The sequence below is a fragment of the Micromonospora sp. NPDC005172 genome (genome assembly GCF_040608555.1).
In the GTDB taxonomy this organism is placed as follows: Bacteria; Actinomycetota; Actinomycetes; order Mycobacteriales; family Micromonosporaceae; genus Micromonospora.
The window spans coordinates 1-15942 of record NZ_JBEXIL010000015.1 but is presented as its reverse complement, the minus strand read 5'-3'; the positions used below and the strand labels follow the sequence as shown (position 1 = coordinate 15942).

General features: G+C 72.0%; 15 protein-coding genes. 13 read left to right on the top strand and 2 right to left on the bottom strand.

All coding sequences use genetic code 11. The features are described 5' to 3' along the window. Nucleotides 1-53: 53 nt before the first annotated feature. Both aroC and ABZV06_RS12965 read left to right on the top strand, forming a co-directional pair. The gene (aroC, locus tag ABZV06_RS12970; RefSeq protein ID WP_355243126.1) at nt 54-1232 is read left to right on the top strand and encodes a chorismate synthase; all 1179 of its coding nucleotides are present in this window, start codon (nt 54-56) and stop codon (nt 1230-1232) included. Beyond that, nucleotides 1232-1735, top strand: coding sequence for a shikimate kinase (locus tag ABZV06_RS12965; protein WP_355243129.1), 504 nt, complete (start codon nt 1232-1234; stop codon nt 1733-1735). The genes aroC and ABZV06_RS12965 overlap by 1 nt, the downstream gene beginning before the upstream one ends. 71 nt (nt 1736-1806) lie before the next feature. Here ABZV06_RS12965 and ABZV06_RS12960 read toward each other — a convergent pair whose 3' ends face one another. Continuing rightward, the gene (locus tag ABZV06_RS12960; protein WP_355243132.1) at nt 1807-2535 is read right to left on the bottom strand and encodes an alpha/beta hydrolase; all 729 of its coding nucleotides are present in this window, start codon (nt 2533-2535) and stop codon (nt 1807-1809) included. Nucleotides 2536-2615: 80 nt separating this feature from the next. Here ABZV06_RS12960 and ABZV06_RS12955 point away from each other — a divergent pair, with 80 nt between their 5' ends. The 5 genes from ABZV06_RS12955 to nusB all read left to right on the top strand — a co-directional run bounded on the left by ABZV06_RS12955 (nt 2616) and on the right by nusB (nt 6538). Next, complete coding sequence (locus tag ABZV06_RS12955; RefSeq protein WP_355243135.1) at nt 2616-3614, top strand: YafY family protein; 999 nt, start codon at nt 2616-2618, stop codon at nt 3612-3614. A gap of 10 nt (nt 3615-3624) precedes the next feature. After that, complete coding sequence (gene aroB / locus ABZV06_RS12950; protein ID WP_355621094.1) at nt 3625-4704, top strand: 3-dehydroquinate synthase; 1080 nt, start codon at nt 3625-3627, stop codon at nt 4702-4704. Then, nucleotides 4701-5132: a type II 3-dehydroquinate dehydratase gene (gene aroQ / locus ABZV06_RS12945; RefSeq protein WP_355243141.1), complete on the top strand. Its 432-nt coding sequence runs from the start codon at nt 4701-4703 to the stop codon at nt 5130-5132. The genes aroB and aroQ overlap by 4 nt, the downstream gene beginning before the upstream one ends. A gap of 414 nt (nt 5133-5546) precedes the next feature. Next, complete coding sequence (efp, locus tag ABZV06_RS12940) at nt 5547-6104, top strand: elongation factor P (RefSeq protein ID WP_355243144.1); 558 nt, start codon at nt 5547-5549, stop codon at nt 6102-6104. Nucleotides 6105-6127: 23 nt separating this feature from the next. Next, the gene (gene nusB, locus ABZV06_RS12935) at nt 6128-6538 is read left to right on the top strand and encodes a transcription antitermination factor NusB (RefSeq protein WP_355243328.1); all 411 of its coding nucleotides are present in this window, start codon (nt 6128-6130) and stop codon (nt 6536-6538) included. 72 nt (nt 6539-6610) lie between these two features. Here the strand turns inward: nusB and ABZV06_RS12930 are convergent, their stop codons facing one another. Next, complete coding sequence (locus ABZV06_RS12930) at nt 6611-7099, bottom strand: transcriptional regulator (RefSeq protein WP_007458348.1); 489 nt, start codon at nt 7097-7099, stop codon at nt 6611-6613. Nucleotides 7100-7388: 289 nt separating this feature from the next. Between ABZV06_RS12930 and pyrR the strand changes: the two genes are divergently transcribed. Genes pyrR through ABZV06_RS12900 form a run of 6 tightly spaced genes read left to right on the top strand, consistent with a single transcriptional unit; the run spans nt 7389 to nt 15731 of the window. Continuing rightward, a complete protein-coding gene (gene pyrR, locus ABZV06_RS12925) occupies nt 7389-7973 on the top strand; it encodes a bifunctional pyr operon transcriptional regulator/uracil phosphoribosyltransferase PyrR (RefSeq protein ID WP_355243147.1) in 585 nt (194 codons plus the stop codon). Continuing rightward, a complete protein-coding gene (locus ABZV06_RS12920) occupies nt 7970-8896 on the top strand; it encodes an aspartate carbamoyltransferase catalytic subunit (protein ID WP_355243150.1) in 927 nt (308 codons plus the stop codon). Before pyrR ends, ABZV06_RS12920 begins: the two co-directional genes overlap by 4 nt. Next, entirely contained in the window at nt 8893-10170 is a 1278-nt protein-coding gene (locus ABZV06_RS12915; protein ID WP_355243153.1) for a dihydroorotase, read from the top strand. The genes ABZV06_RS12920 and ABZV06_RS12915 overlap by 4 nt, the downstream gene beginning before the upstream one ends. Then, nucleotides 10167-11336, top strand: a complete 1170-nt coding sequence (carA, locus tag ABZV06_RS12910; protein ID WP_355621091.1) for a glutamine-hydrolyzing carbamoyl-phosphate synthase small subunit — start codon at nt 10167-10169, stop codon at nt 11334-11336. The genes ABZV06_RS12915 and carA overlap by 4 nt, the downstream gene beginning before the upstream one ends. Further along, nucleotides 11329-14676, top strand: coding sequence for a carbamoyl-phosphate synthase large subunit (gene carB / locus ABZV06_RS12905; RefSeq protein ID WP_355243159.1), 3348 nt, complete (start codon nt 11329-11331; stop codon nt 14674-14676). Before carA ends, carB begins: the two co-directional genes overlap by 8 nt. Beyond that, nucleotides 14673-15731, top strand: a complete 1059-nt coding sequence (locus ABZV06_RS12900) for a quinone-dependent dihydroorotate dehydrogenase (protein WP_355243162.1) — start codon at nt 14673-14675, stop codon at nt 15729-15731. The genes carB and ABZV06_RS12900 overlap by 4 nt, the downstream gene beginning before the upstream one ends. The last annotated feature ends 211 nt before the right edge of the window (nt 15732-15942 follow it).

Genomic DNA, 15942 nt, shown 5'->3' with positions numbered 1-15942 from the left:
GACGCGGCGGGCAGCGCGACGTGCCCGTCGCGCGCCGTGACAGACTGACCGCTGTGTTGCGCTGGTTGACTGCAGGTGAATCGCACGGCCCCGCCCTCGTCGCGTTGCTGGAGGGGGTGCCGGCCGGCATCGAGGTGAGCACCACCGAGATCGCGGGCGAGCTGGCCCGCCGCCGGCTGGGCTACGGCCGCGGCGCCCGGATGGCGTTCGAGCAGGACGAGGTCGAGGTGATCGGCGGGCTGCGGCACGGCGTCACGCTGGGCAGTCCGGTGGCGATCCGGGTCGGCAACTCCGAGTGGCCCAAGTGGCAGACGGTGATGGCCGCCGACCCCGTCGACCCCGACGAGCTGGCCCGACAGGCCCGCAACGCGCCGCTGACCCGCCCCCGGCCCGGCCACGCCGACCTGGCCGGCATGCAGAAGTACGGCCACACCGACGCGCGGCCGATCCTGGAGCGCGCCAGCGCCCGGGAGACCGCCGCCCGGGTGGCCGTCGGCACCGTCGCCAAGGCGCTGATCCGGCAGGCACTCGGCATCGAGATCGTCTCGCACGTCGTCGAGTTGGGGCCGGTGGCCGCGAAGCCCGGGCTACGGCCGACCCCGCAGGACGCCGACCGCATCGACGCCGACCCGCTGCGCTGCCTCGACCCGGAGGCCAGCGCCCTGATGGTGGCCGAGGTCGACGCCGCGAAGAAGGCCGCCGACACTCTCGGCGGCGTGGTGGAGGTGCTGGCGTACGGGGTGCCGCCGGGCCTGGGTAGTCACGTGCAGTGGGACCGCAAGCTCGACGCCCGACTGGCCACCGCGCTGATGTCCATCCAGGCGATCAAGGGTGTGGAGATCGGCGACGGGTGGCAGCAGGCCCGCTCCCGTGGCTCCGAGGCGCACGACGAGATCATCCCGTCAGCCACCGGAGTCCGTCGCGTCACCGACCGGGCCGGCGGTCTGGAGGGTGGCATCACCACCGGCGAGCCGCTGCGGGTCCGCGCCGCCATGAAGCCGATCTCCTCGCTCAACCGGGCGCTGGCCACCGTGGATGTCCTCACCGGCGAGCCGGCGACCGCCATCAACCAGCGCTCCGACGTCTGCGCCGTGCCCGCCGCCGCGATCGTCGCCGAGGCGATGGTGGCCCTCGTGCTGGCCGAGGCGGCCACCGAGAAGTTCGGCGGCGACTCGGTCGCCGAGATCCGCCGCAACGTCGCCGGCTACCTCGACGCGTTGGTCATCCGCTGATGGCGCCGGTCGTCGTCCTGGTCGGGGTGCCCGGCTGCGGCAAGACCACCGTGGGGCAGGCGCTCGCCGCCACCCTCGGCGTGGAGTTCCGGGACACCGACACCGACATCGAGCAGATGGCCGGCAAGAGCATCCCGGAGATCTTCATCGACGAGGGCGAGGAGCACTTCCGGGCCCTGGAACGGGCGGCCGTCGCTGCGGCGCTCGCCGCGGGCACCGGCGTGCTCGCCCTCGGCGGCGGGGCCGTCCTGGCCGAGGAGACCCGCGCCGCCCTGGTGGGGCACCGGGTCGTCCACCTGTCGGTGGAGCTGCCCGACGCGGTACGGCGAGTCGGCCTTGGCGCGGGCCGGCCGCTGCTGGCGATCAACCCGCGAGCCACCCTGAAGCACCTGATGGACCAGCGCAAACCCCTCTACGCCGAGGTCGCCACCGAAACGGTGGCCACCGACGGCCGAACGCCGGCCGCGGTCGTCGCCGAGGTCGCCGCCCTGCTTCCGCGCTGACCCCGGCCCGCCGGGGATCGGCGGCCCGGGCGGCGACCGGTGCGCTCGCCGCCCGGTGTGCGGGTCCCTGCTCAGCTCTGCGCGATCAGGTCGAGGACGTCGGCCAGCGCCTTCGGCTCGCTGAGCATCGGCCAGTGCCCGGTGGGCAGCTCGTGCAGCTGGCCGTCGGCCAGGCCGGTGAAGAACGGGTGCCCCTCGTCGATCATCTGACGCACCACGGCCAGTGGGAAGGTGCTCGCGACGAGCGCGGTCGGCACCGGACGGCCACCCGTGCGGCGTACCGGATCGGTAGCCGTCCGCAGGGGCTGTGCGGTGCAGCGTTCGCGCAGGAGGGACAGCGTCGACTCGTCCAGGCCGGCCAGGTTGGTCGGGTCGGTCGCCGGGTCCCAGGCCGGCGGTGGCAGCAGGTGGCCGCCGCCGATCGCCGCGCGCAGCCGCTGCTGCTCCTGCGGCGGCACCGTGTCGAACTGCGCCGTGCCGTCCGGAAGCGGCCCACTCTCCACGTAGACCACCCGGGCGATGCGGTCCGGGACGAGGTCGGCTGCCTGGGCCACCGGCATACCGCCGCCCGAGTGCCCGACCAGCAGCACGTCGTGCAGATCCTCGACCTCGATCAACGAGACGATGTCGGTGGTGTGCGTCCGCAGGGTCACCTGCGGCCCGGCGAGGTGCTGGCGCTCGGCCAACCCGGTCAACGTCATCGGGTACACGTCGTGCCCCTGCGCGCGCAGCAGACCGGTCACCTCCCGCCACGCCCAGGCACCCAACCAGAACCCCGGCACCAGTACGAACGTCGCCATCTGTCACTCCTTCTCTCGGTTACCGACCGACCGTACGATCGAATCCGGACAGAACCCGCCCGGTTTCGAGGAGTGGCCCGTTGTCTCATCCCGCCGGTCGGGTGCTGGCCCTGCTCGAGCTGCTCCAGGCTCGGCACCGGGCGACGGCAGGCGACCTCGCGAGCCGGCTCGGTGTGGACGAACGGACCGTGCGCCGCTATGCGGCCACACTGGTCGAGCTGGGCATCCCGGTGCTCGCCGACCGGGGCCGCCACGGCGGCTACCGGCTGCACCCGGGCTTCAAGCTGCCACCGCTCATGCTCACCGACGACGAGGCGATGGCCGTGCTGCTTGGCCTGGTCGTCGCCGAACGGGTCGGGCTGACCACCGAACTGCCGGCCACGGCGACCGCGCTGGCCAAGATCCGCCGGGTGCTGCCGGCGGCGCTCGCCGACCGGCTGACCGCCGTGCAGGAGCACCTCGGCTTCACCCTGCGGCGGCCCGAGCCCCAGGCGCGACCGGCGTCGGGCACCCTGCTGGCCCTGGCCACGGCCGCCCGGAACCGGCGGCGGGTGAGCCTGGACTACCGCTCGTGGCGCGGTGAGCGGTCGCATCGTGACCTCGACCCGTACGGGCTGGTCTTCCACGCCGGCCGCTGGTACGTCACCGGTCACGACCACCGGCGCGGCGAGGTGCGCACGTTCCGGCTGGACCGGATCGCGACCGTCACGCCGGGCACGGCGACGTTCACGGTGCCGGACGACTTCGACGCGGTGGCGTGGCTGACCCGGTCGCTGGCCGGCGTGCCGTATCGGCACGAGGTCGAGGTGCTGCTGGAAACCGATCTGGTCGCTGCCCGGCGACGCATCCCGGCCAGTGTGGCCGAGCTGACCCCCAGCGGCGACGGTGTGCTGCTCCGGGCCCGAGCGGAGAGCCTTCCCGGCATGGCGGCGCTGCTCGCGGGGCTCGGCTGCCCGTTCACCGTGCGCCACCCGGACGCGTTGCGCGCCGCCGTGGCCGAGCACGCGCGTCTGCTGGCCGACTGGGCCGCCCGGCCAGCAGGTGGACAGACGCCCTCGCCACGTCGTCCGCTGGACTAGGCTGCCGGCGATGGACGAGGTGACCCGGATTCCGGTCGGCGGCGAACGACCGTACGACGTGCTGGTCGGACGCGACCTGCTGGACGCGCTGCCCGGGCTGCTGCCCGGCGCGACCAGGGCGGCGGTGCTGCACACGCCCCCGCTCAAGACCCTGGCCGACGCTGTCGGTGAGCGGCTGCGCGCGGCCGGCGTCGACCCGCTGCCGATCGAGGTGCCCGACGCCGAGTCGGGTAAGCAGATCGACGTGGCGGCCGCCTGTTGGGACCGGCTCGGCGCGGCCGGCTTCACCCGTACCGACGTGGTGGTCGGGGTGGGTGGCGGCGCGGTGACCGACCTGGCCGGGTTCGTCGCGGCCTGCTGGTTGCGCGGGGTGCGCTGGGTGCCGGTCGCCACCTCGCTGCTGGGCATGGTGGACGCGGCCGTGGGTGGCAAGACCGGAATCAACACCGCCGCCGGCAAGAACCTGGTCGGCGCGTTCCACCCGCCGGTCGGTGTGCTCGCCGACCTGGCCACCCTCGACAGCCTGCCCGCCGTCGACCTCGCCGCCGGGCTCGCCGAGGTGGTCAAGTGCGGGTTCATCGCCGACCCGGTGATCCTGGATCTCGTCGAGCAGGACCTGGTGGCGGCCACCGACCCGCGCGGGCCGGTGGCCCGCGAGCTGATCGAGCGGGCCGTCCGGGTCAAGGCCGACGTGGTCGCCGGCGACCTGCGCGAGTCGGGCGTCCGGGAGGTGCTCAACTACGGCCACACCCTGGCGCACGCGATCGAGCAGAACGAGGGCTACCGCTGGCGGCACGGGCACGCGGTCGCGGTCGGCCTGGTGTACGCCGCCACGCTGGCCCGGCTCGCCGGCCGGCTGGACGCCGCGACCGCCGAGCGGCACCGGAGCGCTTTGACCGCGCTCGGCCTGCCGGTGAGCTACCCCGCCGACGCCTGGCCGCGACTGCTGGCCGCGATGCGGGTGGACAAGAAGGCGCGCGGCAGCCGGCTGCGGTTCGTGGTGCTGGACGGGCTGGCCCGCCCGGCGATGCTGGAGGGTCCGGACGACGCTTTGCTCGAAGCCGCCTACCGCGAGCTGGCCACTCCATGAGGGTGTACGTGCTGAACGGCCCGAACCTGGGCCGGTTGGGCACCCGGGAGCCGGCCGTGTACGGCTCGACCAGCTACGCCGACCTGGTGGCGCTGTGCGAGGCCACCGGTCGGGAGCTGGGGCTCGACGTGACGGTCCGGCAGACCGACGCGGAGCACGAGCTGCTCGGTTGGCTGCACGACGCCGCCGACGAGGACGCCGCCGTGGTGCTCAACCCGGCCGCGTGGTCGCACTACTCGTACGCGGTGCGCGACGCCTGCGCGATGCTGCGCGGGCCGCTGGTGGAGGTGCACATCTCCAACATCCACACCCGCGAGGAGTTCCGACACCACTCGGTGATCTCGGCGGTGGCGACCGGGGTGATCTGTGGTCTCGGCATCGACGGCTATCGTCTCGCGCTGCACCACCTGGCCTCCCGTCCGGCCTGACCGGTCAGCCTCCCGAATTTTCATCCACCGTTTTCACCGACCGTGAGGTCGTCCACCGGCGGTGACGTCACTGTTGGTTGTCGCCCTCCTCTCGCCTCGCGGGGCTCGCCCTGCTGGTGCACGCCCTTTGCTCTGCTTCAACCGGCGCAACACCTACTCTGACCTGCGGGTCCATTGATTGGTCGGCGTGCGGGCCGATCGCGGGTGCAGCACGGACCGTGACTGTTGCGTCCGTTGAAGCAGTGCAAAGGGGCGAAGGCGCGCGGCCGGGGCTGAGTCGAAGGTGACGGAAAGTAACCGTGCGTGCGCATCGGACATCCGTGCACGCGGACGGACGACCACGGCGGGTAACGCGCCTCGGCGCAGCTAGTAGACTCCTAGGGTCTGTCCGCCAATTGATGATCAAGGCAGGAAATGGCCTCCACCAACGACCTCAAAAACGGCCTGGTACTCAACCTCGACGGCGAGCTCTGGGCCGTCGTCGAGTTCCAGCACGTCAAGCCCGGTAAGGGTGGTGCCTTCGTGCGCACCACGCTGAAGAACGTGCTGTCCGGGAAGGTGGTCGACAAGACCTTCAACGCGGGCACCAAGGTCGAGACCGCGACCGTGGACAAGCGCACGATGCAGTACCTGTACGCCGACGGCGAGGACTACGTCTTCATGGATCTGGAGACGTTCGACCAGATCACCGTGCCCGGCGGCACCGTCGGGGAGGCAGCCAACTACCTGCTGCCCGAGGCGGAGGCGACCGTCGCCACCCACGAGAGCGTGCCGCTCTACATCGAACTGCCCACCAGCGTCGTGCTCGAGGTCACGTACACCGAGCCGGGTCTGCAGGGCGACCGCTCCACCGGCGGCACCAAGCCGGCGACCGTCGAGACCGGCGCCACCGTGCCGGTTCCGCTGTTCATCACCACCGGTGAGAAGATCAAGGTCGACACCCGCGACGGCCGTTACCTCGGCCGCGCCTGATGGCTGAGGGTCCCAAGCAGCAGATGCCGGCGCGCCGCAAGGCGCGCAAGCGGGCGCTGGACGTCCTCTACGAGGCCGACCTGCGGGATCGGCCGCCCGTCGAGGTCCTGGCCGGTTACCTCCAGCGCATCGAGCAGCCCCGCCCGGAGCACCTGGGCTACGCGGTGGGGTTGGTCGAGGGGGTCGCCGAGCACCTCGACCGGATCGACGAGTTGATCGCCAGCTACGCCGAGGGCTGGACCCTGGACCGGATGCCGGTCGTCGACCGCAACCTGGCCCGGATCGCCGTCTACGAGCTGCTCTACGTCGACGAGATCGACGACGCGGTGGCGATCAGCGAGGCGGTCGAGCTGGCCCGGCAGATGTCCACCGACGATTCGCCGCGGTTCCTCAACGGCGTGCTCGGCCGCATCGCGGAGTACGCCACCCGCTGACCAGCTCGCGTACCCGCGCCACGAAAAGGGCCCGTGCCGGACGGCACGGGCCCTTTCGGGTGAAGCGACAGATCAGGAGGCGAAGAACGCCCGGGGGTCGGCCACCAGCACGCCGTGCTCGGTGAGCCGCTCGATCAGGCCCGACGGTGAGGCGTCGTACACGATCGCGAGCGCACGGAGGTCGTCGGCGCGGATGGAGAGCACCCGGCCGTTGTAGTCACCGCGCTGCTGCTGGATGGCGCGGGCGTAGCGGGCAACGTAGGCCAGGTCCTCGGAGGCCTCGTCGTAGAGCCGCTCCAGGTCCAGGACGATCTTGCTGGTGGGCTCGTGCCGGACACCGCTGCCGTCGGGCAGCAGCTCCGAGACGGGCACACGGTAGAACTCGGCCAGCTCGGCCAGACGGGACACCGTCACGGCCCGGTCGCCACGCTCGTACGAGCCGACGACCACGGCCTTCCACCGCCCGTTCGACTTCTCCTCCACACCCTGCAGGGAGAGGCCCTGCTGCTGGCGGATGGAGCGCAGGCGGGCGCCCAGAGATTTGGCGTATTCAGAGGGCATTCGGACACTCCCAGTGCTGCTCGGGGTTCTCCCGTCGATCGCTACGGAGCGTGACGGTACGGGGAATGGGACACCTGGTCAAGTGGTCGTGACCTTACCGTTGGGGAGCGCCGGGGCGGCCATCGGCATTTGGTGGATCTGATCCGGGGGTCAGCGGCCGCCGTCGGTCGGTGCGGTGACCACTGGTAACGTGGCGTGAAGCCCCGGTCAGGGCGGCTCCTGCTCCCCGGCCGGTGGTGCCCGACATCCTTTAACGACCCGTCCCGTGAGGCGGGGAAGGAGGTCCGCCGTGGCGTACCCGCCGGCTGCCCGCCCGTCACCACCGCGACAACCCTCGGTGAAGGTGATCCTCGCCAGCGCCGACGTACAGCGGGTGGTCGACCGCATCGCCCACCAGATCCTGGAGAAGACCCAGGGCGCGGCCGACACCGTGCTTCTTGGGATTCCCACCCGTGGCGCCCCCCTCGCGCGGCGGCTCGCCGCCCGGATCAGCACCTTCGAGGACGTCGTCGTGCCGGTCGGTGTGCTCGACATCACGCTCTACCGCGACGACCTGCGCCGGCACGCCACCCGCGCGATCGGCCCGACCCAGGTGCCCACCGGCGGCATCGACGGCAAGAGGGTGATCCTCGTCGACGACGTGCTCTTCTCGGGGCGCACCGTGCGGGCCGCCCTCGACGCGCTCAACGACGTCGGCCGCCCGGCCTCCGTCCAACTCGCCGTCCTGGTCGACCGTGGCCACCGCGAGCTGCCGATCCGCGCCGACTACGTCGGCAAGAACATCCCCACCGCGCTCGCCGAGAGCGTCAAGGTGACGCTCGCCGAGACCGACGGGACGGACGAGGTCAAGCTCTTCGGGGGAGCCCACTCATGATCAAGCACCTGCTCTCCGGCGCGGACCTGGACGCCGACACCGCCACCGAGATCCTGGACACCGCCGCCGAGATGGCCACCGTCGCCGGGCGGGAGATCAAGAAGCTGCCCGCGCTGCGCGGCCGGACGGTGGTGAACCTCTTCTACGAGGACTCCACCCGGACCCGGATCTCGTTCGAGGCGGCGGCGAAGCGGCTCAGCGCCGACGTGATCAACTTTTCCGCCAAGGGGTCCAGCGTCGCCAAGGGCGAGAGCCTGAAGGACACCGCGCTGACCCTGCAGGCGATGGGCGCGGACGCGGTGGTCGTACGACACCCCGCCTCCGGCGCCCCGCACCGGCTCGCCAACTGGGTCGACGGGTCGGTCGTGAACGCCGGCGACGGCACCCACGAGCACCCCACCCAGGCGCTGCTCGACGCGTACACCATGCGGTCCCGGCTGGGCCGACTGGCCGGCCTGTCGGTCGCGGTGGTCGGGGACGTGCTGCACTCCCGGGTGGCCCGCTCGAACGTGCTGCTCCTGTCTACCCTCGGCGCGAAGGTCACCCTGGTCGGCCCGCCCACCCTCATCCCCGTCGACATCGCCGGAGCGCTCGCCCCCGGCATCGACGTGTCGTACGACCTCGACGCGGTGCTGCCGAACGTGGACGCGGTGATGATGTTGCGTGTGCAGCGGGAGCGGATGCAGGACTCCTACTTCCCCTCCGCCCGCGAGTACGCCCGCCGCTACGGGCTGGACGGCCCGCGCATGCGCCGCCTGCCCGAGCACGCCATCGTCATGCACCCCGGCCCGATGAACCGGGGGATGGAGATCACCCCCGAGGTCGCCGACTCACCCCGCTCCACCATCGTCGAACAGGTCACCAACGGGGTCTCCGTACGGATGGCTGTTCTATACCTGCTGCTCGGAGGGAACAACCGGTGACCGCGTACCTCATCACCAGCGTGAGCATCGTCGGCGCCGCGCCGACCGACCTGCTGATCCGCGACGGCGTCGTCGCCGAGGTCGGTCCGGGGCTGTCCGCGCCGGACGCCACAGTCATCGACGGCACCGGCCTCGTCGCCCTGCCCGGCCTGGTCGACCTGCACACCCACCTGCGCGAGCCGGGCCGCGAGGACGCCGAGACCGTCGAGTCCGGGTCACGGGCGGCGGCGCTGGGCGGCTACACGGCGGTCTGCGCGATGGCCAACACCTCGCCGGTCGCGGACACCGCAGGCGTGGTCGAGCAGGTCTGGCGACTCGGCCGGGAGGCCGGGCTGGTCGACGTGCAGCCGATCGGCGCGGTCACCGTCGGCCTGGCTGGCGAGCGCCTCGCCGAGCTGGGCGCGATGGCCGACTCCGCGGCCCGGGTGCGCATCTTCTCCGACGACGGGCACTGCGTCGCGGACCCGCTGCTCATGCGCCGCGCCCTGGAGTACGTCAAGGCGTTCGACGGGATCATCGCCCAGCACGCCGAGGAACCCCGCCTCACCGAGGGCGCCCAGATGCACGAGGGTGAGGTCTCCACCCGGCTCGGGCTGATCGGCTGGCCGGCGGTCGCCGAGGAGGCGATCATCGCCCGGGACGTGCTCCTCGCCGAGCACGTGGGCAGCCGGCTGCACGTCTGCCACGTCTCCACCGCCGGCAGCGTCGAGGTGCTGCGCCAGGCCAAGGCCCGCGGGGTACGCGTCACCGCCGAGGTCACCCCGCACCACCTGCTGCTCACCGACGAGCGTGCGGAGAGCTACGACCCGGTCTTCAAGGTCAACCCCCCGTTGCGTACGTCCGCCGACATCGCCGCGCTGCGCGCCGCGCTCGCCGACGGGGTGATCGACATCATCGCCACCGACCACGCCCCGCACGCCGTGGAGGACAAGGAGTGCGAGTGGGCGTACGCCCGGCCGGGGATGCTCGGCCTGGAGACGGCGCTGTCCATCGCACTGGACGTGCTCGGCCCCGAGTGGGACCTGATCGCCGAGCGGATGTCCCGCACCCCCGCCCGGATCGCGGGGCTCACCGGGCACGGCGTCGACCCGGCGCCCGGCGTACCGGCAACCCTGACCCTTATCGACCCGGCCGTCCGGCGCACCATCGAGCCGTCGGAGCTGGCCAGCCGCAGTCGTAACACCCCGTACGCCCGCATGACGCTGCCGGGTCGCATCGTGGCGACCTTCCTGCGCGGCGAGCCGACGGTCCTGGACGGAAAGGCCATCAAATGAGTAAGCGCAGGCCCGCGATCCTCGTGCTCGAGGATGGGCGCACGTTCCCCGGTGAGGCGTACGGCAGCGTCGGGGAGACCTTCGGCGAAGCGGTCTTCACCACCGGCATGACCGGTTACCAGGAGACGCTGACCGACCCGTCGTACCACCGCCAGGTGGTCGTGCAGACCGCCCCGCACATCGGCAACACCGGGGTCAACGGCGAGGACGACGAGTCCAGCCGGATCTGGGTGGCCGGTTACGTCGTCCGCGACCCGGCCCGGATCGGCTCGAACTGGCGGGCCACCGGCGGCCTCGAGGACCGCCTCGCCACCGAGGGCGTGGTGGGCATCAGCGGTGTGGACACCCGGGCGCTGACCCGGCACCTGCGCGAGCGGGGCGCCATGCGGGTCGGCATCTCCAGCGTCGAAAAGGACCCGCAGAGCCTGCTGGCCCGGGTCCGGCAGTCACCGCAGATGGTCGGCGCGGACCTGTCCACCGAGGTGAGCACCCCCGAGCCGTACGTCGTCGATGCGATCGGCGAGCACCGGTTCACGGTGGCGGCGCTGGATCTGGGCATCAAGCGCAACGTGCCGCGTCGGCTCGCCGCACGCGGGGTGACCACCCACGTGCTGCCGGCCTCGTCGAGCATCGAGGACCTGCTCGCCACGGGCGCCGACGCGATCTTCCTGTCGCCCGGCCCGGGCGACCCGGCCACGGCCGACGCCCCGGTCGCGGTGGCCCGGGAGGCGCTGCGGCGGGAGGTGCCGCTGTTCGGCATCTGCTTCGGCAGCCAGATCCTCGGGCGGGCGCTCGGCTTCGGCACCTACAAGTTGGGCTACGGCCACCGGGGGATCAACCAGCCGGTGCTCGACCGGGCCACCGGCAAGGTCGAGGTGACCAGCCACAACCACGGCTTCGCTGTCGAAGTGCCGGGCGTGGGGGTCGGTGCCGGCGCGGTGGTTCCCGACCAGGTGATCGACACCGACTTCGGTGGCGTGCGGGTGTCGCACGTCTGCCTCAACGACAACGTCGTCGAGGGGCTGCGGGCCGTGGACGTGCCCGCTTTCACCGTCCAGTACCACCCGGAGGCGGCGGCCGGTCCACACGACGCGGACTACCTCTTCGACCGTTTCGCCGAGCTGATCGAAGGCCGGCAGCACAGCAAGGGGCGCAGCAATGCCTAAGCGGACCGACCTCAAGCACATCCTCGTCATCGGCTCCGGGCCGATCGTCATCGGGCAGGCCTGCGAGTTCGACTACTCCGGCACCCAGGCGTGCCGGGTACTGCGCAGCGAGGGCATCCGGGTGAGCCTGGTCAACTCCAACCCGGCCACGATCATGACCGACCCGGAGTTCGCCGACGCGACCTACGTCGAGCCGATCACCCCGGAGTTCGTGGAGCTGGTCATCGCCAAGGAGCGGCCGGACGCGATCCTGGCGACCCTCGGTGGGCAGACCGCGCTGAACACGGCCGTCGCCCTGCACGAGAACGGCGTCCTGGAGAAGTACGGCGTCGAGCTGATCGGCGCGAACATCGACGCCATCAACCGGGGCGAGGACCGCCAGCTCTTCAAGGAGATCGTCGCCAAGGCCGGCGTACGTCTCGGCGTCGACGACCCGACCGGTCTGGTGCCCCGCTCCCGGGTGTGCCATTCGATGGACGAGGTCGAGGCGACCGTCGCCGAGCTGGGCCTGCCGGTGGTGATCCGGCCGTCGTTCACCATGGGCGGCCTGGGTTCGGGAATGGCGCACACCCCGGAGGACCTGGCCCGCATCGCCGGCGACGGCCTGGCGGCCAGCCCGGTGCACGAGGTGCTCATCGAGGAGAGCGTGCTCGGCTGGAAGGAGTACGAGCTCGAGCTGATGCGCGACCGGCACGACAACGTGGTGGTCGTCTGTTCGATCGAGAACATCGACCCGATGGGCGTGCACACCGGCGACAGCGTCACCGTGGCCCCGGCCATGACGCTTACCGACCGGGAGTACCAGCGCCTTCGTGACCTGGGCATCGCGGTGCTGCGCGAGGTCGGGGTGGACACCGGCGGCTGCAACATCCAGTTCGCGGTCAACCCGGTCGACGGCCGGATCGTCGTGATCGAGATGAACCCCCGGGTGTCCCGCTCCTCGGCGCTGGCCTCCAAGGCGACCGGCTTCCCGATCGCGAAGATCGCCGCGAAGCTGGCTATCGGCTACACCCTCGACGAGATCCCCAACGACATCACGCTGAAGACCCCGGCGGCGTTCGAGCCGACCCTGGACTACGTGGTCGTGAAGATCCCCCGGTTCGCGTTCGAGAAGTTCCCCGGCGCGGACCCGGAGCTGACCACCACCATGAAGTCGGTGGGCGAGGCGATGAGCCTCGGGCGCAACTTCACCGAGGCGCTGAACAAGGCGATGCGGTCGATGGAGACCCGATCATCTGGTTTCTGGACCACTCCAGATCCGCAGGGCGCCACCCGCTCGGACACCCTCGCCGCGCTGCGGATCCCGCACGACGGCCGGCTCTACACGGTGGAACGGGCGCTGCGCCTCGGCGCGTCGATCGCCGAGGTCACCGAGGCGTCCGGCGGCATCGACCCCTGGTTCCTGGACCAGATCGCCGCACTGATCGAGCTGCGGGCCGAGATCATCGACGCGCCGGTGCTCGACGCCGAGCTGCTGCGTCGCGCCAAGCGGGCCGGTCTGTCCGACCGGCAGCTCGCCGCGCTGCGCCCGGAGTTGGCGGCCGAGGACGGCGTGCGTGTCCTGCGGCACCGCCTCGGCGTGCGCCCGGTCTACAAGACCGTCGACACGTGCGCGGCCGAGTTCGAGGCCACCACGCCGTACCACTACTCGTCGTACGACTCCGAGACCGAGGTCGTGCCGTCGGACCGTCCGAAGGTGCTGATCCTGGGCTCCGGCCCGAACCGGATCGGGCAGGGCATCGAGTTCGACTACTCCTGCGTGCACGCCGTCCAGGCGCTGCGGACGGCCGGTTACGAGACCGTCATGGTCAACTGCAACCCGGAGACGGTCTCCACCGACTACGACACCGCCGACCGGCTCTACTTCGAGCCGCTGACGTTCGAGGACGTGCTGGAGGCCTGGCACGCCGAGGACTCGTCCGGCCGGGCGGCCGGCGGACCGGGTGTGGTCGGCGTGGTCGTGCAGCTCGGCGGGCAGACCCCGCTGGGGCTGGCGCAGCGGCTCAAGAACGCCGGCGTGCCGATCGTCGGCACCTCCCCGGAGTCGATCCACCTGGCCGAGGAGCGGGGCGCGTTCGGCGCGGTGCTGGCCCGTGCCGGGTTGCGCGCGCCGGCGCACGGCATGGCCACGTCCTACGACGAGGCCAAGACGATCGCCGACGAGATCGGCTACCCGGTGCTGGTTCGTCCGTCGTACGTGCTCGGTGGGCGGGGCATGGAGATCGTGTACGACGACCCGACGCTGCGCGACTACATCGGACGGGCGACCGACATCTCCGGTGACCACCCGGTGCTGGTGGACCGGTTCCTCGACGACGCCATCGAGATCGACGTGGACGCCCTGTGCGACGCCGACGGCGAGGTCTACATCGGTGGCGTGATGGAGCACATCGAGGAGGCGGGCATCCACTCCGGAGACTCGTCCTGCGCGTTGCCGCCGATCACCCTCGCGGGCTCGCACCTGGCCGAGGTCCGCCGCTACACCGAGGCCATCGCCCGTGGTGTCGGCGTGCGGGGGCTGCTCAACGTGCAGTACGCCCTCAAGGACGACGTCCTCTACGTCCTGGAGGCCAACCCCCGTGCGTCGCGGACCGTCCCGTTCGTCTCCAAGGCGACGGCGGTGCCGCTGGCCAAGGCGGCGGCCCGGATCGCGCTCGGCGCGACCATCGCCGAGTTGCGCGCCGAGGGACTGCTCCCGGCCACGGGGGACGGCGGAACGATGCCCGCCGACGCGCCGGTCGCGGTCAAGGAGGCGGTGCTGCCGTTCAAGCGCTTCCGGACCCGCGCGGGCAAGGGGATCGACTCGCTGCTCGGCCCGGAGATGAAGTCGACCGGTGAGGTGATGGGCATCGACACCAACTTCGGGCACGCGTTCGCCAAGAGCCAGTCGGCCGCGTACGGCTCGCTGCCGACGGCCGGGAAGATCTTCGTCTCGGTGGCCAACCGCGACAAGCGCGGCATGATCTTCCCGATCAAGCGGTTGGCCGACCTGGGCTTCGAGATCGTCGCGACCGCCGGCACGGCCGAGGTGCTGCGCCGGCACGGCATCGCCTGCGAGCAGATCCGCAAGCACTACCAGGCGGGCGAGGGCGACGACGCGGTGTCGCTGATCGGCGGCGGCCACGTGGCACTCGTGATCAACACGCCGCAGGGCTCTGGTGCGAGTGCCCGCTCGGACGGCTACGAGATCCGCAGCGCTGCCGTGACCGCGGACATCCCCTGCATCACCACGGTTCCCGGCGCGGCCGCGGCCGTGATGGGCATCGAGGCGCGCATCAGGGGCGACATGCAGGTCCGGCCCCTGCAGGATCTGCACGCCACCCTGCGAGCGGCGCAGTGACGCTGTTCGAGCGGGTCGTACGGCCGCGGTTGTTCCGTCTCGGCGGCGGTGACGCCGAGACGGCGCACGAGTGGACGCTGCGGCGGTTGGCCGCCCTGTCGCGGCGTCCGGCGGCCCTGGCCGCGCTGCGGGCCAGGTACGCCGTCGACGCGCCGCGCACGGTGTTCGGCGTGCGGTTTCCCAACCCGGTCGGGCTGGCCGCCGGCATGGACAAGGACGGCGCGGCACTGCCGGCCTGGCCTGCGCTCGGGTTCGGTTTCGTCGAGGTGGGCACGGTGACGGCGCACGCCCAGCCGGGTAACCCACGGCCCCGGCTGTTCCGGCTGCCGGCCAGCGAGGCGGTGGTCAACCGGATGGGCTTCAACAACGCCGGCGCCGCCGCGTTGGCCGTCCGACTGGCGGCGCTGCCGCGCCCGCTCGGGGTGCCGTTGGGCATCTCCCTGGGTAAGTCCAAGGTGACACCACTCGACGAGGCGGTCGAGGACTACCTCGCCTCGTACCGGGCCCTGCGTGGGCACGGCGACTACTTCGCGGTGAACGTGTCCTCACCGAACACCCCGGGTCTGCGGTCGCTGCAGGACCGCGCCCACCTGGACGCGCTGCTCGGCGCGCTGGTGGGGGAGAAGCCGGTGCTGGTCAAGATCGCGCCGGATCTGACCGAGGCGGCGATCGCCGAACTGCTGGAGGTCTGCCTGGCCCGGGGCGCCGCCGGGGTGATCGCCACCAACACCACCCTGGCCCGTACCGGGCTGGCCCCGGCCGACTCCGCACGCGGTGCGGAGACCGGTGGCCTGTCTGGTCGACCGCTCACCGGCCGCGCGCGGGACGTGGTGGCCTTCGTGCACTCCGAGACCGGTGGCCGGCTGCCCATCGTCGGGGTCGGCGGAGTGCTCGACCCGGACGACGCCACCCGCATGTTCGACGCCGGCGCCTCGCTGGTGCAGCTCTACACGGGCTTCATCTACCGGGGGCCGGCCCTGGTACGCGCTGCGGCCCGCGCCGCGGCCCGCGCGAGCGACACGGCGTCGACACCGGCTCCCGCCGCCGGCCGGTGATCCGCCCCCGGCCCGGCGTCACCGCCGGGCCCGTGTGTCGGTCGGCCGGGGACCGCGACAGGTCAGTGCGCCCTTTGCTCTGCTTCAACGGAGGAAACGGCAGGCGTCCGGTATCCGGACATCCAGTGTCGCCTCCGCTGAAGCAGAGCAAAGGCGGCGGGTGGGAGGTTCGGTCCGCCCGCCCGGGCCGCCGCCCGGGCCGCCCCCCGGC